Origin of the sequence: Flavobacterium luteum (assembly GCF_008806775.1) — a bacterium.
Lineage (GTDB): Bacteria > Bacteroidota > Bacteroidia > Flavobacteriales > Flavobacteriaceae > Flavobacterium > Flavobacterium luteum.
This window is the reverse complement of the sequence record NZ_WAEM01000010.1, coordinates 30,898-53,551: the sequence shown is the minus strand read 5'-3', so window position 1 is coordinate 53,551 and position 22,654 is coordinate 30,898. Positions and strand designations below refer to the sequence as shown.

Genomic DNA, 22,654 nt, shown 5'->3' with positions numbered 1-22,654 from the left:
AATAGAAATAAATGAGCACTTTCGAGCAATTCAACCTTCCAAAATCAGTACAAAAAGCAATCGATGATTTAGGGTTTACCACTCCTACTCCTATTCAGGAGAAATCATTTGCGGTGATTATGTCAGGTCGCGATATGATGGGCATTGCTCAAACGGGTACTGGTAAAACTTTTGCCTATTTGTTGCCTTTGTTGAAATTGTATAAATTTGTTCCAACCCATACTCCTAAAATTGTCATTCTAGTGCCTACACGAGAATTAGTTGTACAGGTTGTTGAAGAAGTGGAGAAACTAACCAAATACATGTCGGTTAGGACCTTAGGTATTTATGGTGGTGTAAATATCAATACCCAAAAAACAGCAGTGTATCAAGGAATCGATATTTTAGTGGGTACTCCAGGAAGAACCATGGATTTGGCTTTAGATAACGTTATTCGATTTGACGAAACCACAAAATTAGTCATTGACGAATTTGACGAGATGTTAAACTTAGGCTTCAGAGTGCAACTCACAGCTATATTAGCCATGATGCGACCAAAACGTCAAAACATATTATTTTCGGCAACGATGACAGATGAAGTTGATGCCGTTTTGAATGACTTTTTCGATTTTCCTGAAGAAGTGAGTTTAGCAGCATCGGGAACACCATTAGAAAACATCAAACAAATCACTTACGAAGTTCCTAATTTTAATACCAAAATAAATCTGCTCAAACATTTATTGTCTACTAATGAAGACATGAGTAGAGTACTTATTTTTGTTAATAACAAAAAAATATCGGACATGCTTCATGAAAGTATTGATGAAGATTTTGAAGGGCAATTTGGCGTTATCCATTCTAATAAATCTCAAAATTATCGTTTGAGTACGATGGCCTCCTTTCAAGAAGGAAATTTGCGAGGTATTATCACGACAGATATTATGGCAAGAGGTTTGGATATTTCAGATATTACTCATGTTATTAATTTTGAAATCCCTGAATATCCTGAATTGTATATGCATCGAATAGGTAGAACAGGTCGTGCCGATGCTACAGGAACAGCAATAAGCTTCTTTACTCCAAGAGAAGAAGAGTTTAAAATGGAAGCGGAAGTCTTAATGAATAAAGAATTAGTGATTGAACCATTTCCTGAAGAAGTTCCAATTTCTCTAAAACTTATTGGCCCCGAAAAAGAGAAACAGCCCATTAAATTTCTAATGAAAAAACCAAAATTAGATGGTGATGGTGCTTTTCATGATAAAGCTAAAAAGAACAAAAAAGTGAATCTGGGCGGACCCTCAAAAACCAAAAAGAAAACGCATGGCTCAGTTAATAGAAATATGTTAAAAACTAGAGACAAAAAGAGAAAGGATAAAAAATAGATTTAAAAAAAATACTACTTAAATCATAATTTTAAGATAATTTTCTATAAATTTAACATATCTAAATTTAGAACTAATTCTTGACTCACTTTTGAATATGAAAGAAACAAACTTGACATATGAAGAATTACTCGAAAAAAATAAAAAACAAGAAATTGAGATTTTTCAATTAAAAGAAATTGACAAGTCCATTACCAACTTTGAATTCTTTATTAATGAATCTCTCGATTTAATTTGTGTTGCTAGTAAAGAGGGGGTTTTTAAAGAAATTAACTCCTCCTTTCAAAACGTTTTAGGCTATTCAAAAAGAGAAATCAATTCAAAAAATCCTTTTACTGATTTTATCCATCCAGAAGATAAAGCAAAAACATTTTTAGAAATAAGCAAAATTACTACTAGGAATCCATCTGTAGATTTTGAAAACAGATACCTAAAAAAAAATGGAGATGTCGTTTTTTTTCAATGGAGAGCGAGTTTAAACTCTGTAAATAATTTAATCTATGCAATTGCAAGAGATATAACTGAAATTAGAAATTCTGAAAGCAAACTAATAGCCAGTGAAAAATTATTAAATGAGGCTCAAAAAATTGCAAAAACTGGAAGTTGGGAATTCAATCTAATTACAAATGAATTGCATTGGACTAACGAGTTGTATGAAATATATAAGTTAAAAAACGAACCAAATACAAAATTATATTTAGACTATTTATCAAGACTGTCTAATGAAGATATAACAGTACTACAAGAAAAAATACATCAAACAGTTCTTGATAAAAAGCCTTATGAAATTGAACATCGGGTGTTACTTCCAAACAATAAGGTAAAATGGGTTTATGGAACTGGAATTCCTATTCAAGATATAAAAGGAACTGTTTATGGATTGAGAGGAATTTGTCAAGATATAACTGAAAAAAAGCAAATTTCCGAAGCCCTCAAAGAAAAAGAAAACAAAAATTATGAAGCACTTATCAATAGTAATAACGATTTGATATGGAGTGTTGATTACGATTTTAAACTTATTGTAGGCAATCAAGCTTTTTTAAACCATATGCTGGAAAAATATGGAATAGCTTTAGAAAGAGGACGTAATTTATTAAGTCTTGATTATTTCTCAGATGATTTTTTAGAATTTTGGAAAACACTTTATGCAAAAGGATTAAAAGGAGAGTCAACAAAAATGGAAATTTTAGACCAACAAACAGAACAATCAGAAGATAAATGGTATGAGACAAATACAAATCCTATTTATAATGGTAATGAAATTATAGGAACTGCCTGTTTTGCAAGAGATATTACGGAGAGAAAAAAAACCGAAAACAATTTGTTGGAAAGTGAAGAAAAATACAGAATATTAGTAGAACAAGCATCTGATGGAATATTGATAGCCGATCAAACAGGTAAATTAATTAATGTAAATAAAAGTGTAAGTAAGTTAACCAATTATTCAGAAAAAGAACTGTTACAAATGTCGATTTACGATTTTACGGTGCCGGAAGATATTGAAAAGAATCCTTTTCACTTTAATGATTTAAAAACAGGAAAAGCAGTAATTAATGAAAGGATAATGAAGGGAAAAAATAATACCCTATTTAATGTAGAACTCACTTCAAAACTATTACATGATGGTAGACTTCTTGTTTTTGCTAGAGATATATCGAAAAGAAAAAGAATTGAAAATAAATTAAAAGAAAGTGAACAATTTTTAAAGAAAACCCAAATAATTGCCAATATTGGGACATTTAGTATAGATGATATTTCAGGAAAATGGACAAGTTCAGAGGTTTTAAATGCCGTTTTTGGTATTGATTCTAACTTTGAGTTAAACACAGAAAACTGGATGAATACCATCATTCATCCCGATTGGCAAAAACCTATGAATGACTATATAACAAATGAAGTTATTGCCAAAAGATTGCCATTTAATAAAGAATATAAAATTATTCGAGTAAATGACCAAACTGAACGTTGGGTTCATGGTAAAGGAAATACGAAGTGGAGTGATAACGACCAACTTATTTCTGCTGTTGGAACAATTCAAGATATTACTACTAGAAAACTAATGGAAATTGAATTAATCAAATCAAAAGAATCAGCAGAATCGGCTAACAAATCAAAATCGGATTTTCTTGCTAATATGAGTCATGAAATTCGAACTCCATTAAACGGAATTATAGGTTTTAGCGATTTGTTATTAAAAACAAATCTCGAAAAAAATCAATCGGAATATATGGATACCGTTAAAGAATCTGCCAATACTTTAATGGAAATTATCAATGATATTTTAGATTTTTCAAAAATTGAATCTGGAAAACTAGAACTCAATATCGAAGAAATTAATCTTTTAGACTTATTAAATCAAGTGGTCGATTTATTTAAACATCAAGCCATTCTAAAAAATATTGATTTGATTTTAACTATTGAAAATGAAGTTCCAGAGTTTATTTTTATTGATGCTTTGCGTTTGAAACAAATTTTAGTGAATTTAATTAGCAACGCTTTAAAATTCACTCCGTCAGGTTCTATTACATTAACTATTAAACAATTACAATTATCAAAGGAAAAGTCATCTACGCTTTATTTTTCAGTTAAGGATACTGGTATTGGTATAAAACAGCAAAATCAAGAAAAAATATTCTTCTCTTTTGTTCAAGAAGACACAACAACAACTAGAAAATTTGGTGGCACCGGACTTGGTTTAGCTATTTCGAATCAGTTATTAGGTTTAATGAATAGCAAACTTCAACTCATTAGCAAATATGGAGAAGGAAGTGATTTTAATTTTACACTTGAAGTTAAAAAATCCGAAGGGAATTCAGTTCCGAAAATTGTATTAAGCACAAAAAAACATACTATTGTAAATCAAGATACCCTAAAAATTTTAGTAGTAGAAGACAATAAAATAAATATGCTTTTATCCAAAACACTGCTAAAAAGAATACTCCCAAATTGTATCCTTTTTGAAGCTTACACTGGAAATGCTGCAATAAATATCTCTAAAAATGAAGTTTTTGATTTAATTTTAATGGACATTCAAATGCCTGAAAAAAATGGCTATGAAACAACATCTGAAATTAGAGCATCAAAAAAATCTCAACACATACCAATCATAGCATTAACTGCTGGAATCATGCTTGATGAAAAAGAAAAATGCATTAAAGCGGGTATGAATGATTACATCTCTAAACCCATTATTGAGTCTGAGTTAGAAGAGAAAATATTGCAGTGGATAAATAAAAAAAAACAATTCAAATAAATCTTACAACTTACTGATGTAACTACCGTACATATCTTTAAACTGATACCCGTCAGAAAGTCTGTCTTTGCTCAGTTTATTATATTCTACTAACCCCCAAAGAATAAATTCTTTCATAAAATGTTTTTCATGGGCATCAACATTGGGCTGGTATTTTTTAATTAAAATTTCTAAAGGAACTATAGCATCTAAAATTTTCTTGTACTCTTCATCAGAACTATCGTCCAACAATTCAAAACCACTTTCAGTAAAAAACCATTCTATAATATCAGAATAGGCATTTCTCTCGTCTTGTTTTTCTAGCTTTTCAATTTTAGGAAAATAAGCCGGGAAAAAAGTATGTATGGCATCACCAATTAAATGTTGTGCCACTTCGGCTGCTCCTTCTTGTTCGCCTTCATAAACCAATTCTACTTTTCCGGTAATAGACGGTATGATTCCCATAAAATCAGATAATCGCACGGTGGTTTTATCAGCTCCAGATTTTAGTGCTCGTCGCTCGGCAGTACTCACTAAATTTTCTAAAGCAGTTATACTCATTCTAGCACTAACACCACTTTTATGGTCAATATATTCGCTTTCACGCGCTTCAAAACTAATTTGTTCCAATAAATCTCTAGCAAGTGAAGGAACAAAAACCAAATCACTTTGTGTAATATCCAATTTGGCTTCTTGCTCGGTTATTGTTCTGGCAATTTTAATAGTATCTGGATAATGGGTGAGTATTTGCGAACCTATTCTGTCTTTTAACGGAGTTACGATACTTCCTCTGTTGGTATAATCCTCGGGATTGGCAGTAAAAACGAATTGCATATCAAGAGGCATTCTTAATTTAAAACCGCGAATTTGTATGTCGCCTTCTTGTAAAATATTGAACAATGCCACCTGAATTCTAGCTTGCAAATCGGGCAATTCATTAATGACAAAAATACAACGATTGGCTCTAGGAATCATTCCAAAATGAATCACCCGATCATCTGCATAGGATAATTTCAAATTGGCCGCTTTTATAGGATCTACATCGCCTATTAAATCAGCAACGGTAACATCTGGTGTGGCTAGTTTTTCAAAAAAACGTTCGCTTCTATGAATCCACTTTATGGGAGTCGCATCACCTTTTTCAGCAATTAAATCTTTAGCAAATCTTGAAATGGGTTGTAAAGGATCATCATTTATTTCAGACCCATCAACAATTGGCATATATTCATCCAATAACTCGATCATTTTACGTGCCAATCTTGTTTTTGCCTGACCACGAAGTCCTAATAAATTAATATTATGTCGTGATAAAATAGCACGCTCTAATTCTGGAATAACAGTATTTTCAAATCCATGAACACCTTCAAAAACTGGTTTTCCTGACTTGATTTTTTCACGCAAATTATGACGCAATTCATCCTTTATACTTTTGCTTTGATATCCAGATTGAATTAATGCCCCTAAAGTGTTTATATTGTTCATTATTTTTTTAAATTGTAATTGATTATTGCTATTGTAATTGAAATCGATTCTATTTTACTCTTTTTTTCCTATTGGCTTCATAATCTTCAAAAATCATTTCGCCCAAACCTTTTAACCCTGTATAGAAAGCTTTCCCTTGATTGGCTTCTGTAAAACGATTGACGAATTTTTGTAAATACGGATCGTTAGCAATCATAAAAGTGGTAATAGGTATATGTAATTTACGAGCCTGTTGCGCCTGATTGTAACATTTATCTACAATATATTGATCTAAACCATTGCTGTTCATGTAATAGGAGCCATCACGCTCACGAACACAACTTGGTTTTCCGTCGGTAATCATAAAAATTTGTTTATTGGTATTCCTTTTTCTTCGCAATAAATCCATGGCCAATTGCAAACCCGCAACAGTATTGGTATGATAAGGACCAACTTTTAAATAAGGTAAATCCCGAATAGCTATTGTCCAGGCATCATTACCAAAAACAAGAATATCTAAAGTGTCTTTCGGATAACGTGTCGTGATTAATTCGGCTAAAGCCATTGCTACTTTCTTAGCCGGCGTAATGCGATCTTCACCATATAATATCATGCTATGACTAATATCAATCATCAAAACAGTACTCATTTGTGACTTGAATTGGGTTTCTTCAACTATCAAATCATTTTCGGTAAGTTGAAAACTTTCAACACCATTATTAATTTGGGCATTTTTTAAACTTTCAGTTAAAGAAATTCGTTCTAAACCATCTCCAAAATGAAATTCTCTATATTCACCAATGTGCTCGTCACCATTTCCAGAATGCTTTGTTTTATGATTACCACTGCCGCTGCGTTTCAAATTTCCAAAAATTTGATCTAAAGCTTGTTGGCGAATGGCCCGTTCTGTTTTAGCAGTAATGCCAGTTCCGGTGGTGCCGTCATCTTTCAATTCATCACGTATGTAGCCTTTTTTCTTTAAATCTTCAATAAAATCATCAATGGTATAGGCTGAATCGGTAAGTTTGTATTCCTTATCTAATGCACGCAACCAATCTATAGCTTCATCAAAATCGCCAGAAGTATGAGTAATTAATTCTTTGAAAATTTCAAAAAGTTTATCAAAAGGAGATAAAAATGGTGCTTCGTATTGCTTAAAGTAGAAACCTTTTTTAGTACTATTTTTCATAGACTATAAAATTAATTTTTTTTAAGAGGCATTTGAACAAACACTTATTAATTTTTAGTTAAAGTATTAAAACCAAATAACATTAAGCTAGTAATTAACAAAACTAGACTTAATATTTTGTCTTTATCAATATAAAAATTGAGTATTAAAACTATAACATAAAATTAAGTCATAAAATTATAAATAACTTATAAATTTAAATACTTTTGCAAACTTAAATTCAAATTCTAAATTTAAAATGAAACCGATGATTCACGACTACCAAAAAAATGTTTTTACCATGAATAAAAAAATTGTATTACTACTTTCTCTAGTAGTTGTTTTACTATCTTGTAACAAAGCTGGAGACAACGAATATATTATTACGGGGACTATTAAAGGTATTGATAATGGTAAAACTGTTACTCTTGAAGTTCAAGATCAAGTAACCGGACAACTAAAGCCAATTGATACTGTAAAGATTGAAAATGGCAAATTTACTTTTAAAGGATCGGCAAAAGAGCCTGAAATGCATTTGGTTCAAGTTGAAACTGTAGAAGGAAAAGTTCCTTTTATATTAGAAAATGGAGATATTGAAATGGTTATTAACAAGGATAGCGTTTCTATTACAAAAGTTTCTGGTACTTACAACAATGAAGAATTGACTAGCTACAAGGAAAATGGCATGAAAATTCAGAAGAAAATGATGAAATTTCAGAAAGATAATATGGCTAAAATGACCCAAGCGCAACAAAAAAACGATACTGTGGTAATGAATGGTCTTAGAAAAGAATACAGTAAATTTCAAGAGGAATTTGCAACTCAATCTGAAGAATATTTAAACACACATCCTAAAGCATTTATAGCGGCATTAATCATTGAAGGTATGTTTAACCAAATGGTTCCTGATGTTTCAAAAATTAAAAAATACTACACTGCCTTAGACAAATCTATTAAAGATACTAAACACGGTAAAAACATAAAAACCAAATTAGATCAACTTACCAAACCTGTTGCCGCAGTTGGCGCAACTGAAGTTGGTAGCATTGCTCCTGACTTTATAGCTCCAAGTCCTACCGGAAAATCTATTTCTTTAAAAGAAAGTTTAGGAAAAGTAACAATAATCGATTTTTGGGCTTCATGGTGTGCTCCTTGTAGAGCAGAAAACCCTGCTAATGTTGCAATGTATAATGAATTACACGCAAAAGGATTAAACATTATTGGAGTTTCTCTTGATAAAGATGCTGCAAAATGGAAAGAAGCTATTGCAAAAGATAAATTAACTTGGAATCAAATTTCAAACCTAAAAGAATTTGATGATCCAATAGCATCAACATACAACATCAAACAAATTCCTTCAACATTAGTATTAGACGCATCAGGAAAAATCGTTGCAAAAGATTTAAGAGGTGCTGAATTAAAAGCTAAAGTTGTAGAACTTTTAGGAAAATAATCCTTTTTTTTACAGATATAAAAAAATCTCCTTAATGGAGATTTTTTTATTTAATTCAATACCAAATGATTAAAAAGAGTATTGCAATTTAGTTCCGTTTTAGTTTGTAAACATCAAAACAGTTTTTATATTTGCAACCGCTAAGAGGAAATAATTTTGTTTCTTTTATTGGGGAGATACTCAAGCGGCCAACGAGGGCAGACTGTAAATCTGCTGTGTGAACTTCGCAGGTTCGAATCCTGCTCTCCCCACAATGTTTTAAAGAAGAAAAAACCACAAGCGCGCTTGATGGTTTTTTTGTTTTAAAATATTGAGCAAGGACACCTTGCTAAGGATGGCGAAGCAATCCTGCTCTCCCCAAAAAAATAATAAGACACATTTTATGAAGCTCGCTTCGATAAAATGTGTCTTTGTTTTTTGTGCAAAGAGCTCCCTTTTAGTATCATTTATAATAATCCTGCTCTCCTCACAAAAAAAGTCCCATTTGGGACTTTTTTTATTGGGGTAGTCTAATGTTTCTATTCTAAAATAAAACTTACGCTTACATTCACAACAATTTCAAGTTCTCCGGTTGCTAATGTTTCTCTTGATTCTGAAACATCACCAGCCATTGCCATAGTTTTCATAGCGTAACGAATAGGCTGAGGATTGTAGTTTTGAGAATTATCAGAAATGGTTATTGCTTTTCCAACTTTTTGACCCAAAACCGAAACAAAATCTTCAGCTTTTGCTTTAGCATCTTTAATGGCTAACTTTCTGGCATCCGATTGTAATACAGTAAATTTTGAAGATTTAAATTCTACATTATCAATTCTGTTAATTCCTATTTCTACTAAACCATCAACTAAAGCATCATATTTAGACAAATCTTTTAATAAAATTTGAACCGTTTGTGTAGCTAAATAATTGTGTTTCTTTTTTTCGTAATCATAATTCGGATTCAAACTAACCCGTTGCGTTTGAAAATCTTCTTTAGCAATATTCGCTTTTTTAATGTATTTCAGAACCGCATCCATTTTGATGTCGTTTTCTTTTTTTACATCTGCCGCATTGGTCCCTTTTGTTTCTAACGAAATTGAAACTAAGGCTTGATCTGGAACCACTTTTATTTTTCCTTCCCCCGATACGGTAATCATCGGTACTTGCTTCAACTCTTGCGCTTCTAAAAGTGTTGTAAATGCCAAAATAAAAATTAGTGCAGTTTTTCTCATTTTTTTTATAATTTAATTAGTTTCAAAATTCATATTCAAAGGGCGTGCCAATTATAACTTTCCAGTTTTTGCCATAACAAAAAGAATTACAATTGGAATAGCCAATAGAACAACCATAAAAGTATTTTCAGTGAGCATTTGTGGTTCTTTTAGAATGGTTATTAGAAAACCTCCTATAGCACCTCCAAAATGAGCCGTATGTCCTATAGTATCATTCTTAGCTTTCATTCCGTAAATGGAATACAACAAATATCCAATTCCGAATATGTAAGCCGGTATCGGAATCGGTATAAAAAACAAATACAAACTCATGTCAGGCTGTAATAATATTGCTGCATATAAAACTCCTGTAACAGCTCCAGATGCTCCTATGGCCCTATAACTGTAATCGTTTTTATGAAAATATAGTGTGAGCAGGCTTCCAAAAATTAAACTTACTAAGTAAACCGTTAGGAACGAAAAACTTTCTAAATGATTAATAACTACTGGAGCAAACATGTATAAAGTGAACATATTAAAAAACAAATGCCCAAGGTCTGCATGCAAAAATGCTGAGGAAAACATTCTAATTTGTTCACCAGCACGGATGCTTCCGATGTGGAATTCGTATTTTCTAAAAAAAGATAAATCTCCAAAGCCTTTAAAACTAACGATTAGATTTAATGCTATAATTGTTATTAATATCGTATTCATATGTAGTTGCTATTTGTTGTAAAAATAGGCAATGTTTGTTTAGCTTTTGTTAAACTAAAGCATATAAATAGGGTTTTAAATGTATATTTGTAAAAAAATTAACTTAATGCAATTTTTACTTTATCTTATATTATATCCATTACTTTGGATGATATCTATGCTTCCTTTTCGAATATTATATCTATTTTCTGATTTTGTTTTTGTTTTAGTCTATAACATTATAGGGTACCGAAAAAAAACAGTTCGAGAAAATTTAGCATTAACCCTACCCCATTTATCAGATAAAGAACGGTTGTTAATTGAAAAAAAATTCTTTCATCACATGTGCGATATGTTTCTTGAAATGATAAAAACCATGACCATATCTGAAAAAGAAATTGACAAACGGTATGTTTTTAACAATCTAGAAGTTTATAAAGAATTAGAAAAAAAACAAAAAAGTATTGCCGTCATGTGTGCACATTATGCCAGCTACGAATGGGCAATTACAATGAATAGACATATCGATTTTAAAGGATACGGAATTTATAAAAAAATAAACAATCCCTATTTTGATAAATTAGTTCAAGACATTCGATCACGATTTAAAGCGTATCTTATTAGTACCAAGGAAACTATTCCTGTTATTGCAAATAATTACAGAAATAAAGTATTGAGCATATATGGGTTTGCAAGTGATCAATCCCCTAAAATTTATTCCGTTTTTCATTGGAATAGTTTTATGGGAATAGAAGTTCCAGTGCATACAGGTGCTGAAATGCTATCCAAAAAATACGATATGAACGTGATTTTCTTACGAACAAAAAAAGTAAAAAGAGGGTATTATGAAGCCAGTTTTGAAATTCTTACTGAAGATGTAAAAAATGTTCCTAATTATGAAATCACCAATCGGTTTCTTAAATTAGTAGAGCAACAAATTTATGAAGCCCCTGAATATTATTTGTGGACTCATAAACGTTGGAAACACAGAAGATAGGTTTTAGAATAAAGTTTTATCTTCTATAATTTATTCATATTCTCTGCTAGAGTTTCTATAAATTTACTAATAGGCCCTTTTATCATCATGGCCATCATGGCATTAAATTCTCCTTCAAAAAACAATTGCACTTCTGATGCATGTTCTGAAATACTATCAATATTGGCTTTCAGTGTAAAAGGCAATTTATCGCTTGCTGCTCCCAGGATAATCGTGTTTGGAGCAATTTTTTCTTTCATTTTCAATTTTATTTCTGGCATACCTTTTAAACCAAAAATAAATGCATCATCACCTATTACTTCAAACTTAGCAATAGATTCAGGCATTAATTTTTCAAAATTTCTAACATCCGATAAAGAATCAAATAGATATTGTGCTGATTTTTCTAGGCTAACTTTTGGGCTTTCTAAATTCATGTTCTAGTGTTTTTTTAATAGTCAACATTCATGGTTGACTGTTAAATCTAATTTTAAATGATTATTTGATTGTCGCTATACTTCAACACCCCACGAGGCAGGGTCTGCATTCCATTCTTTTAAGATAGCTTGTTCATTTTCGGTAATGTATTTTTTATTTACTGCTAAGTTTAGTAAATTTTGATAACTACTTAAGGTATATAGGTCTAAATTTGATTTTTTGAAATTTTCTTCGGCAATAGCAAAGCCATAAGTAAAAATAGCGACCATTCCTTTCACGTTTGCACCAGCTTCTCTCAAGGCATCAACTGCAAGCAGACTGCTGTTTCCGGTACTGATTAAATCTTCGACTACAACTACATTTTGACCTTTATGCAAAAATCCTTCCACTTGATTTTTTCTGCCATGCTTTTTTGGCTCAGGACGTACATAGACAAAAGGAAGCCCCATATACTCTGCTACTAGCATACCAATTCCTATTGCTCCAGTGGCAACACCCGCAATAACATCAGGCTTTCCGAATTGTTTCTCAATATTCTTCGAAAACTCTTCTCGAATATAATTTCTTATAGCTGGAAATGAGAGTGTTAGCCTGTTGTCACAATAAATAGGTGCCTTCCAACCCGAAGCCCATGAAAAAGGATTTTTCGAATTCAATTTAATTGCATTTATTTGCAAAAGCAACTCGGCTGTTTTTTCGGCTGTATCTTTATTAAAAATCATATTACAAATGTATAAAGTTTTTGTCAACGATAAACCTTTTTTCTTAACGAATCAAATTGTTAGAGAGACCGACTTTCAATTATTTTTACTTGAAAGCACTGATATAGAACAACTTGTTATTAAAATGTTTAACAACAAAATTAAAAAATGTTATTTATATTATCCTGACGAAAAAGTAATTTTCAAGAAATTGAAAGAAAAAATCCCTGTTCAGCGAGCAGGAGGTGGTTTTGTTTACAATAAAAAAGGAGAAGTTTTATTTATTTTCAGAAACGGAAAATGGGATTTGCCTAAAGGTGGTAAAGAAAAAGGAGAGAAAATGTCTCATACTGCTCTACGTGAAGTAGAGGAAGAGACTGGAGTAAACAAATTGTTAATTACTAAAAAATTACAAAAAACCTATCATATTTTTAAACGCAACGGCAGGTATAAACTCAAAATTACCCAATGGTTCGAGATGACTTCTGATTTCGACGGCATTCCTTTAGGGCAAGCCGAAGAAGGAATTGAAAAAGTCGCCTGGCTAAACCCTGAACAAGTCAAGGAAGCGTTGAATAATTCCTATGAAAATATAAAGTTATTGTTTGAAGAGGAAAAGTTTATATAGCGCCACCCAACTATTGGACTGAACCTTCTGGTCAAATTCTTTTAAAAGAAAAAGTACGTTATGCTTATATTCCTTTCAGCTATTTTGTCATTTCGACAAAGGAGAAATCACATAAAAATTAATGACACCCAATGAGTCAATGCCAAATTGAAGTATCTCTTTTTAAACTGTGACATTTTTTTCAAAACGAAAAAGGATTGCAATAGTTGTGTCAAAATTTTCATTTTAAATAATTGAACACAACAATAAAACGTAATAAGTCATCAGTGCATACAATTCGTTTTATAAATACAAAACAATAAGAATTGTTAAACAAACGGTATTCCTTTTTATAGAAATAATAAAAAAAACAACTTATTGAATATCATTAATTTTAGTGACATAAGTTAATGTTTTTTAACATTATATTTGCAAATTATTGTAAAAACAGTTCAAGACTATTTAGCAGATTGATTTATAATTTAAACTGGTTTTATCTAACATTACGTAGCTGTTAAATCCCATTATGAAGAAATTTTACAAAATTATAATTCTTTTTATAGTACTCCTATTAAATACGGTCGCAATTGCAAAAAGCACTTTTGATTCTAAATATGGGTGCAAAAAGGAACAAAAAAGTGTTGGTTTTAAAAAAGTTGTAGCTCCCTCAGCAACAATAAAGGGTACTACAACTGTTTGCCAAAATGCAACAACCAAACCTGAAATAACCTTTACTGGTAGTGGTGGAACGGCTCCATATACTTTTGTTTATAAAATTAATGGAGGAGCTGATGTCATCGTTACAACAACTACTGGCAATACTGTTACTGTAAATCAAGTTACTAATGCAGCCGGCGTTTTTAACTATACCCTAGTAAGTGTAAAAGATAAAACAAATACAACACAAACAGTAAGTGGCACTGCTACAATTACCATTAGTGCTCCGCCAGTAGCCACTTTTACCACGCCAAATAACAACAACGCTGCTCCTATTTGTTCTAGTACTCCAATACAATTTAGTGCGAATCAAGTTCAATCAGGTTCTAACATTAGTTATGCATGGAATTTCGGGGATAATTCTGCGGTTTCAACTGTAAATAGTGCTTTAACAACTCATACTTTTGAATCAACTGGAACTGGGAATCAAACCTATAATGTAGATTTAACCGTGACAAATAAAGTTACTGGATGTTCTGCAACAGTTAATAATCAAGCGATTGTTGTTAAAAAATCGCCCGATGCTAGTTTAGATATTATAAGTACTGATGGTGCTACCGAGTTTGATCAATCCAAAAACCTTTTTATAAATTGTAATGCAACAACTGCAAGCCCAAATTTCTTATTCAAAGCAGTAAATGCCAGCACAACTACCAACACTAACTCTAGTTACTCCATAAATTGGGGCGATTTGACTCCTATTGAAAATTTGGCTAGTAACTTTACATCTGCATCTCACAATTATACAAAATTAGGTTTTTTTAATATTACAGTTACTTCAACAAATGCTACTACATCTTGTTCTACTCCAAAAATATATAAATTTTTTAACGGAAATTCACCTATTGGAAACCTAGATTCACCCGGAAATGCAAATAGTTGTGTTCCTTATTCCTACACATGGAATGTTGACCCTGGTACTTTTAATAATCCTCCAGGTACAAGTTATATATTTTCTGTAAATGATGATTCTACTCCACAAACTTTCACTCAAGAAAATCTACCACCTACCATTACTCATCAATTTAATAAAACATCATGCGGAATAGGCTTACCTGGAAATAAATTTACAGTTTTTTTTGTAATCACCAATCCATGTGATTCAAATGCGCCAACAACCTTAGTTTCATCAACTCAAAAACCTATAGCTAAATATACCATTTCTCCCTCTTCAACTAGTACAACTTACTGTATAAATAAAACTCTTACATTTAAAAATGAATCGGAAGGATATTACGGCACATCATGTAATACAAATTATAATAAAACATGGACGATAACTCCAGCAACGGGTTGGACAATCAGTTCAGGAACTTTAACTTCTGAAAATGTTTCAATCACATTTAATGTTGCGGGTAGCTATGATATAAAGTTAGCCATTTTGCAGCCTGGAGGCGATATTACCAATACATGTACAAATGATGAAATAATAAAAACCATCTGTATTGAACCTGCTTTGACAACTCCAACAATCACTTTATCTCCTAACAATGCAAGTAATTGTGTTCCCTTAACTGTAAATGCATCAACACCTAATGTAATTTCAAATTGTACAACACCTTTAGACTATTTATGGACCGTAACCCACACCAGTTTAGACTGTGATGTTTTAGCATCCGACCCAACCTATTTAAACAGTACGACTTCGGCTTCTCAAAATCCAGTATTTAACTTTACAACACCGGGTGAATATGAAATAAGTTTAAAAATAACGAACTCTTGTGGTGAAGTTCAGTCTGCTATTCAAAAAATAACAGTCAAGAAACCACCAAAAGTGACGGTTGCTCCAATTGCCAATTTATGTGGTGGCAGTGCAGGAAGTACAATAATTAATCCAACAGCAACAATCCAAAACTGCGGTTTTACCAATGCCGAGTTGGTTTACAATTGGAGTTTCTCTGGAGGGACACCGGCAACTTCTAACGCAGTTGCTCCTCAAGTTACCTATACTACGGGGGGTTCAAAAACAGTTTCATTATTTATTTCGGTGGTAGGTGGTTGTGCCAATTCGGTTACAAGTACTGAAACTTTTGGTATTGGAACGGCACCTACTTTAGGAGCCCTGAGTCCTGCCACACAAACCATTTGTTCGGGTGCATCTACAGTTGCTTTGCCACTAACTGCTCAAACGGGCACCACTTTTTCTTGGGATGCAACAACAATTCCGTCTGACGTAACGGTGAATCCTTCATCGGGAAATGCAAACTCAATTCCAGCTTTAACCATCACCAATGCTAGCAATACCGCTAAAACGGTTACTTTAACCATCACTTCAACTTTAAATGGTTGTCCTTCAACGAATACATACGATATTATTGTAAATCCCGGACCAACACTCACCCAGCCTATTGGAAGTACCATTTGCTCTGGCGGAACGATAACGCCATTATCAGTAACAGTTACTCCATCACCTGCTGCTGGAACCGCCACTTACAAATGGTATTCGAATGCAATTGGTGATACTACTGTTGGCACTTCCACTTTAGTGAACACTTCTACAGTTGATGGAAATTATACCCCTCCAGCCACTGTAGGAACGATTTATTATTTTTGCGAAATTACTTTTTCATCTTCTGGAAGTTGTCCAAGTATACTATCAAATGCCGTTGCTATTACTGTAAATCCTGGTGCAACCATAAATCCGCAACCACTACAAAGCCAAAGTATATGTCTAGGCGCAACAATTGCAACCCCCTTAATTTCCGATTATACGGGAGGAACCGGAACGGCGTCTTATAAATGGTATAAAAACACAACGGATAGTACAATTGGTGGAACAGAAATTAATGGAGCAACGGCTTCAAGTTATACACCACCCGTTTTTAATGCTCCTGAAATCGCTTATTACTATGTAACCATCACTTTTACAGGTAATGGTTGTGGACCAATTTCTTCTGATCCCGCTGAAATAAAAGTATTTGCTGATCCTGTAATTAATTCCATTTTGCCTGCAACACAATCGTTATGTTCAGGAGTTGCTCCAACAAACCTGACGGTTACAGCAACCGGAGAATCCACTTTAGGGAGCCTATCCTATCAATGGTTTTCGAATACTGCTAATTCCAATTCTGACGGTAATTCAATATCGCTATTTGGTGAGACTAATGCCACTTTTACGCCACCAACTACTAATGAAGGAACACTGTATTATTATTGTGTCGTTTCTCAAAACGGATTAGGGTGCGAAACTACGAGCAATACGGTAAGTGTAACCATAAATCTTGCCGCTACAATTACGCAACAACCACAATCGAGTACCCTTTGTTTAGGAGATACCCCTACCCTTTTGAAAGTCGCCTTTATAAACGGAGTGGGAACCCCGCAATACCAATGGTATTCTAATTCAACCAACACAATTGCTGGGAGCCAATCAATTGCTAGTGCTACAAGTCCTACTTTTGCACCACCCGATGCACTAGTTGGAACTACTTTTTATTATTGTAAAATCACCCTGCCAACGGGTGGCTGCTCGGAATTGAATTCTGATTTTGCCGAGGTGACTATCTATCAAAACCCCGTTATTGCCAATAAAACAGAAATCATTTGTAGCGGAAATACTTTTACAACTGTACCTTTAAATTCAGGTTCAGAAATTGTGCCTATTGGTACTACCTATACTTGGTCAAACCCTGTAATTAGTATGTCAGGTGCCATTACTGGAGCATCAGACCAGAATGTGGCACAAACTGAAATTAGTCAAACACTCGTCAATGCTACTGCAAATCCTGCAACGGTAACCTATACGGTAACTCCAATAGTTGGTGTTTGTAGTGGAACACCTTTTACCGTTACTGTAACTGTGAATCCTGCTATAAGTAATCCAGTAACGGTAACGAACAGCAGGTGTTTCGGGAAAAATAATGGCGCTATTCAAACGAATATTACTGGTGGGATTCCTTTTAGTTCAGGAGTGCCTTACCAAATTTCTTGGACGGGACCAAATAGTTTTGCGGCAACAAACCCAACCATTTCAAATTTAGCACCTGGAACTTATGAACTCAAAGTGACGGATGCAGGAGGATGTCCGTTCTTAGAAACCTATAGCATTACTGAACCAGATGCAATTACGATTACAACCGATGTAGAAAAGGACATCACATGTTTTATGGATGCCGATGGTAAAATTGAAATTACCGTTGCTGGAGGCACCTTAAATTATACCTACACTTGGACAAAAGACGGAAATCCTTTTTCAGTACTCGAAGACATTACTAATTTAAGTCCCGGTGCATATAGTATTGCCGTTTCTGACGCAAACACTTGTGGACCAACAACAGCAACATTTACCATAACCGAACCACCTATTTTAGCAGTCAATCTAACCAGTAAAACCGATGTGCTCTGTTTTGGCGATAGCACTGGAACAATAACCATAACTACAACGGGCGGAACTCCATTAGAAATAACAACGGGTGTTTTTGATTACACCTATGATTGGAAAGGTCCAAATGGTTTCACCAGTGCCAATCAAAATTTAATTGGTATTGCTGCGGGAACGTATGATTTAGTAGTAACTGATAAATCAGGATGTACCAAAACTCTTTCGGTACTAATTACACAATCTACAGAAATTATCATTAATGCAACGACAACAACAATAAAATGTTTTGGAGATAACAATGCATCAATAACAGTAACTTTATCTGGAGGAAACCCTCCGTATGAGGTGAGTTGGAGTAATTTTGCAAAAGGGTTGTTTTTAGATAATTTATCGGGAGGCGATTACGAAATCACGGTGAAAGATTCAAAAAATTGTATCAAAAAGAGCACCATCAATATCCCAGAGCCTGTTGTATTCCAGATTGCTCCAATCGCAAACAACGTCTCTTGTTTTGGTGCTAAAGACGGAAGTATCAAGCTTAATTTTGTGGGTGGGGTTGCACCAATTTCTTTTGCGTGGGCAGATAATGCTACTGCAGGAACCGACAGAAATAATTTAGGACCAGGAACGTATACCGTCAATATCAGTGATGGGAAACCATGCTTTATTACTCAAACCTTTATCATACTCGAGCCTCAAGAATTGGTTTTAACAGCTAATGTAGTGCAAGCTTTCGATTGTGATGATGCAAATAGTGGATCCATCAATCTTTTGGTCGCAGGAGGGTCAGCCCCTTTTAGTTTCAGTTGGTCTAATGGTGCTACTACCGAAGATTTAACCAACATTCCAGCAGGAAATTATTTAGTAAAAGTTACTGATGCAAATGGTTGTGCTAAAACGGCGCAATATGTCATCAATCGTCAGCCACCTATTGCTATTGCAGTAAATACTAAAACTGATGCCGACTGTGATGCCAGAACGATAAAGCAACGTTTTATAGCAGCAGTTTCAGGTGGAATACCACCCTACAAGTTAGTTTGGTCGAGCGGAACCATAAGCGGAACAAATAATGAAATTATGGAAACCACTACAAACGGAACCATACAACTTACCGTTACAGACAGTTATGGTTGCGATGCCAATTATACGTTTGCAGTAGATACACCAGAGCTGGGAACGGTTTCATTTAACGCTTCTTCGTATGCTTTTTCTACTTTCGGATTCTATTCCGTGGTAGACCCTATTCAATTTACGAGTATGGCAACAGGAGATTATGAAACTATTGCTTGGAATTTTGGCGACGGAACAGCCTCTACCGAAGAAAATCCAACACATGTATATGCCAAGACAGGAAATTATATTGTTACCGAAACGGTGACGTATCCTTTTGGGTGTGTTTATGTCCACACAATAGCACTACTGGTAGAGAAAGGATACGTACTCGAAGTGCCACAAGCGTTTACGCCAAATAACGATACGCTCAATGATACCATGCGACCTGTTTTTAGTGGCTTGAAAAAAGTTCGAATGGACATATATGATACTTGGGGCAGTTTACTGTATTCTGAAGAAGGGCAAACTCTAAAAGGTTGGGACGGAAAAATAAAAGGTGTTCAAGCTGAAAATGGAAATTATTTTTGTAAAGTACAATCAGAAACCTTTTACAATTTGAGTTTAGAAACTGCACAACCGTTTACATTAATTAAATAAAAGCAAAACAGATATGAAAATTAAATTATTGCTTTTAGTAGTAGTATTGGGTATCACTTCTGGTGCTAGCGCTCAAGACCCTGTATTTACACAATATTTTCTCGTGCCACAAACATTGAATCCAGGATTTACTGGAATTTTAGAAGACTGGCATGCAGGAATCATTCACCGTACCCAATGGCCCAATGGGCAAAGACAAATAGACACCGATTTCGGATTTATCAATACGCCTGTCGGGCTTAACAGTGGTTTAGGAGTTACTATATTAAGCAACAGAGAAAAATTTACCAATTACAATCTCACGCAACTGAATGCCACTTATTCCTATAAGGTAGAATTAAGTGATGATTGGTATTTTAGACCCGGACTTGAAGTAGGATTCGGGCGAAAAGATTTTAATTTTGGCGGCTTGATTCTAGAAGATCAAATCAATAGGAATACAGGAGCCATTAGAGATCAAAGCATAGACCCGTCACTAAGAAACCAAAATATAAATTTTGTAGATTTTACTGCTGGAATGCTTTTTAATACTGAAGACCAATGGATAGGAGCCACAATTAAGCATCTCAACAAACCTGATATCTCTTTTACTGGAGAAAGAAACCTACCGCTTGAAATGTTTTTTTCACTACATGGGGGTTGGGAATTTGATATTTACGGCAACAGAAGTAGCTTTTTACCCGAAGGCAGCCGCATGCTGCTGACCTTTAACTACATGCAACAAGGCGAATACAATAGGCTCGATGCAGGAACGGCTATGATTTTTAAGGATTGGACGTTAGGAGCTACACTAGCTACCAACCCTTTTAGAAAAGCAACAAACAGCCATTTTGTAACATCGGTAAACCCATTTGTTTCTTTACAAATGCAACACTTTATTTTTGGATTATCCTATGATGCTAATACCTCTAACGTAGGACAAACCAGAGGCGTGTTTGAGTTGGCGCTAACCTTTCAAGCCAATTTGCATCTAAAATGTTGGGGGTGTCCTAATTATAAAGTCAAGTAGATACGCCATGCTTGGCGTCTAAATAATTATAAAGTCAAGTAGATACGCCATGCTTGGCGTCTAAATAATTATAAAGTCAAGTAGATACGCCATGCTTGGCGTCTAAATAATTATAAAGTCAAGTAGATACGCCGTGCTTGGCGTCTAAATAATTATAAAGTCAAGTAGATACGCCATGATTGGCGTCTAAATTATTGGGATATAAAATTGGCGTCTAAATATTGGAATCAATTAAAAAATAGAGAAGCGATGCATCGCGTCTCAACAAGATGGCAAAATTCAAAAACAAATATAGAATAGAATCAACCCGATTGAAAAATTGGGATTATTCTCGACAAGCTGCATATTTCATAACCATTTGCACCGCCAATAGAGAACATTTTTTTGGAAAAACAGAAAATGAAGAAATAATTCTTTCTTTAATAGGTAGCATTGTTGAACAAGAATGGATTAAAACGCCAGATATAAGACCTGATATGAATTTAGAATTAGGCGAATTTGTGGTAATGCCCAATCATTTTCATGGGATTATATTTATTGGAAATAATGAATTCAATTCGGATCGTGATGCGATGTGTAGAGATGCCATGCATGGCGTCTCAACGAATGGTATTTACAAAAACGAATTTGGTCCACAATCTAAAAATTTGTCATCTATATTACGTGGATTTAAATCTGCCGTTACGATTCAGGCAAGGAAAATAAATCCTGAATTTGGTTGGCAATCCCGATTTCATGATCAAATTATTAGAAATACAAAATCGTTTGATGCAATTTCACAATATATAATTGACAATCCTAAAAAATGGGTTGATGATGAATTCAATAAATGATAGTAATTATTTTCCATGTAAAATCGGTACTGTCAATATAGAGACGATGCATGGCTTCATTACCCCACATAAATCACTTCTAGAGTCACCTCTCGTTCCTTTTTCAAAGGATAAAAAACACCATTCACTTCCTGTACAAAACGCGCCAATACAACACCCACACGCACACCATTAGCAGGCTCCACAACAGGAGCGGGAATAGCTAATGTGCCTTTATCAGCAGCAGCAGCAGTAACAACCGCACTGGAACCAAAAGAAAAAGCATAACTGTCAAAATCAAAAGTCAACCATCCCACCCGCAACGCAAGATGACTGGCACCACCAGGAAACGAAACCAACCGACCATCAAAATCAGGCACACTAAAACCAGCAGCCCAATCAAAAACAACACGCTGGTGCAACAAACCATCCAACCGCAACCCAGAGGTCAACAAATAGGTTTCCAAAAGTTGTCGTCCCGCTGCCGTTTGCATACCTCCATGAACCGTTCGTTCCCCACGAATCGCAACCGCATCTAGGTCTTTAATTTTGGTAAACAAGCTCACTAGGTTTTGGTGCAAAGTCCCATCCTTAAACGCAGTCAAAAAAGGATTCAAACTTTGTTTAAAAGAACGCACCGTTTGCATACAACCACTAAACTCATTACCATTTTCCCGCACGCGCACCATACTAGGCTTAGTCCGTATAGCCTCACCATTAAAACCACCACCGGCAGTTCTGGCAAGAGGCACCCCTTTACGGGTATAAAAATTCAATCCGCCAAGAGTACCGTTCAACTCAAAAA

15 protein-coding genes and 1 tRNA gene are annotated in these 22,654 nt (G+C 34.1%); 9 read left to right on the top strand and 7 right to left on the bottom strand.

Annotation, left to right across the window (positions count from 1 at the left end; genetic code table 11):
- Window positions 1–11 precede the first annotated feature (11 nt).
- Window positions 12–1,361 (top strand): DEAD/DEAH box helicase, encoded by a 1,350-nt coding sequence (locus F6464_RS13500; RefSeq protein WP_151108481.1) that lies wholly within the window; start codon window positions 12–14, stop codon window positions 1,359–1,361.
- Window positions 1,362–1,458: 97 nt separating this feature from the next.
- Entirely contained in the window at window positions 1,459–4,614 is a 3,156-nt protein-coding gene (locus tag F6464_RS13495; RefSeq protein WP_151108480.1) for a PAS domain-containing hybrid sensor histidine kinase/response regulator, read from the top strand.
- A 3-nt stretch (window positions 4,615–4,617) separates the two neighbouring features.
- Here F6464_RS13495 and F6464_RS13490 read toward each other — a convergent pair whose 3' ends face one another.
- Together F6464_RS13490 and F6464_RS13485 are read right to left on the bottom strand one after the other, a co-directional pair.
- Window positions 4,618–6,075, bottom strand: a complete 1,458-nt coding sequence (locus F6464_RS13490; RefSeq protein ID WP_151108479.1) for a magnesium chelatase — start codon at window positions 6,073–6,075, stop codon at window positions 4,618–4,620.
- Window positions 6,076–6,124: 49 nt separating this feature from the next.
- Entirely contained in the window at window positions 6,125–7,243 is a 1,119-nt protein-coding gene (locus tag F6464_RS13485) for a vWA domain-containing protein (protein ID WP_151108478.1), read from the bottom strand.
- A gap of 247 nt (window positions 7,244–7,490) precedes the next feature.
- On the opposite strand from F6464_RS13485, the gene F6464_RS13480 reads away from it, so the two are divergent.
- A complete protein-coding gene (locus tag F6464_RS13480; protein WP_191963393.1) occupies window positions 7,491–8,675 on the top strand; it encodes a TlpA disulfide reductase family protein in 1,185 nt (394 codons plus the stop codon).
- A gap of 170 nt (window positions 8,676–8,845) precedes the next feature.
- Window positions 8,846–8,926: transfer RNA gene (locus F6464_RS13475), tRNA-Tyr, on the top strand.
- Between the two features lie 267 nt (window positions 8,927–9,193).
- Here F6464_RS13475 and F6464_RS13470 read toward each other — a convergent pair.
- Together F6464_RS13470 and F6464_RS13465 are read right to left on the bottom strand one after the other, a co-directional pair.
- Window positions 9,194–9,886, bottom strand: a complete 693-nt coding sequence (locus tag F6464_RS13470) for an SIMPL domain-containing protein (RefSeq protein WP_151108476.1) — start codon at window positions 9,884–9,886, stop codon at window positions 9,194–9,196.
- Between the two features lie 51 nt (window positions 9,887–9,937).
- Window positions 9,938–10,579 carry a rhomboid family intramembrane serine protease gene (locus tag F6464_RS13465; RefSeq protein ID WP_151108475.1) on the bottom strand — a complete coding sequence of 214 codons (642 nt, stop codon included), beginning with the start codon at window positions 10,577–10,579 and terminating at the stop codon, window positions 9,938–9,940.
- A 106-nt stretch (window positions 10,580–10,685) separates the two neighbouring features.
- Between F6464_RS13465 and F6464_RS13460 the strand changes: the two genes are divergently transcribed.
- Window positions 10,686–11,555, top strand: coding sequence for a lysophospholipid acyltransferase family protein (locus F6464_RS13460; protein WP_151108474.1), 870 nt, complete (start codon window positions 10,686–10,688; stop codon window positions 11,553–11,555).
- A gap of 23 nt (window positions 11,556–11,578) precedes the next feature.
- Here F6464_RS13460 and F6464_RS13455 read toward each other — a convergent pair whose 3' ends face one another.
- Window positions 11,579–11,971, bottom strand: a complete 393-nt coding sequence (locus F6464_RS13455; RefSeq protein ID WP_151108473.1) for an SRPBCC family protein — start codon at window positions 11,969–11,971, stop codon at window positions 11,579–11,581.
- 75 nt (window positions 11,972–12,046) lie between these two features.
- Window positions 12,047–12,694, bottom strand: a complete 648-nt coding sequence (pyrE, locus tag F6464_RS13450; RefSeq protein ID WP_151108472.1) for an orotate phosphoribosyltransferase — start codon at window positions 12,692–12,694, stop codon at window positions 12,047–12,049.
- A gap of 7 nt (window positions 12,695–12,701) precedes the next feature.
- Here pyrE and F6464_RS13445 point away from each other — a divergent pair, with 7 nt between their 5' ends.
- The 4 genes from F6464_RS13445 (at window position 12,702) to F6464_RS13430 (ending at window position 21,870) form a co-directional block, all read left to right on the top strand.
- Window positions 12,702–13,301, top strand: a complete 600-nt coding sequence (locus tag F6464_RS13445) for an NUDIX hydrolase (RefSeq protein ID WP_151108471.1) — start codon at window positions 12,702–12,704, stop codon at window positions 13,299–13,301.
- A 505-nt stretch (window positions 13,302–13,806) separates the two neighbouring features.
- Window positions 13,807–20,028: a PKD domain-containing protein gene (locus tag F6464_RS13440; protein ID WP_151108470.1), complete on the top strand. Its 6,222-nt coding sequence runs from the start codon at window positions 13,807–13,809 to the stop codon at window positions 20,026–20,028.
- A 13-nt stretch (window positions 20,029–20,041) separates the two neighbouring features.
- Window positions 20,042–21,037 carry a PorP/SprF family type IX secretion system membrane protein gene (locus F6464_RS13435; RefSeq protein WP_151108469.1) on the top strand — a complete coding sequence of 332 codons (996 nt, stop codon included), beginning with the start codon at window positions 20,042–20,044 and terminating at the stop codon, window positions 21,035–21,037.
- A gap of 269 nt (window positions 21,038–21,306) precedes the next feature.
- The gene (locus F6464_RS13430; protein ID WP_151108468.1) at window positions 21,307–21,870 is read left to right on the top strand and encodes a transposase; all 564 of its coding nucleotides are present in this window, start codon (window positions 21,307–21,309) and stop codon (window positions 21,868–21,870) included.
- Window positions 21,871–21,929: 59 nt separating this feature from the next.
- Here F6464_RS13430 and F6464_RS13425 read toward each other — a convergent pair whose 3' ends face one another.
- Entirely contained in the window at window positions 21,930–22,538 is a 609-nt protein-coding gene (locus F6464_RS13425; protein WP_151108467.1) for a hypothetical protein, read from the bottom strand.
- Window positions 22,539–22,654 lie beyond the last annotated feature (116 nt).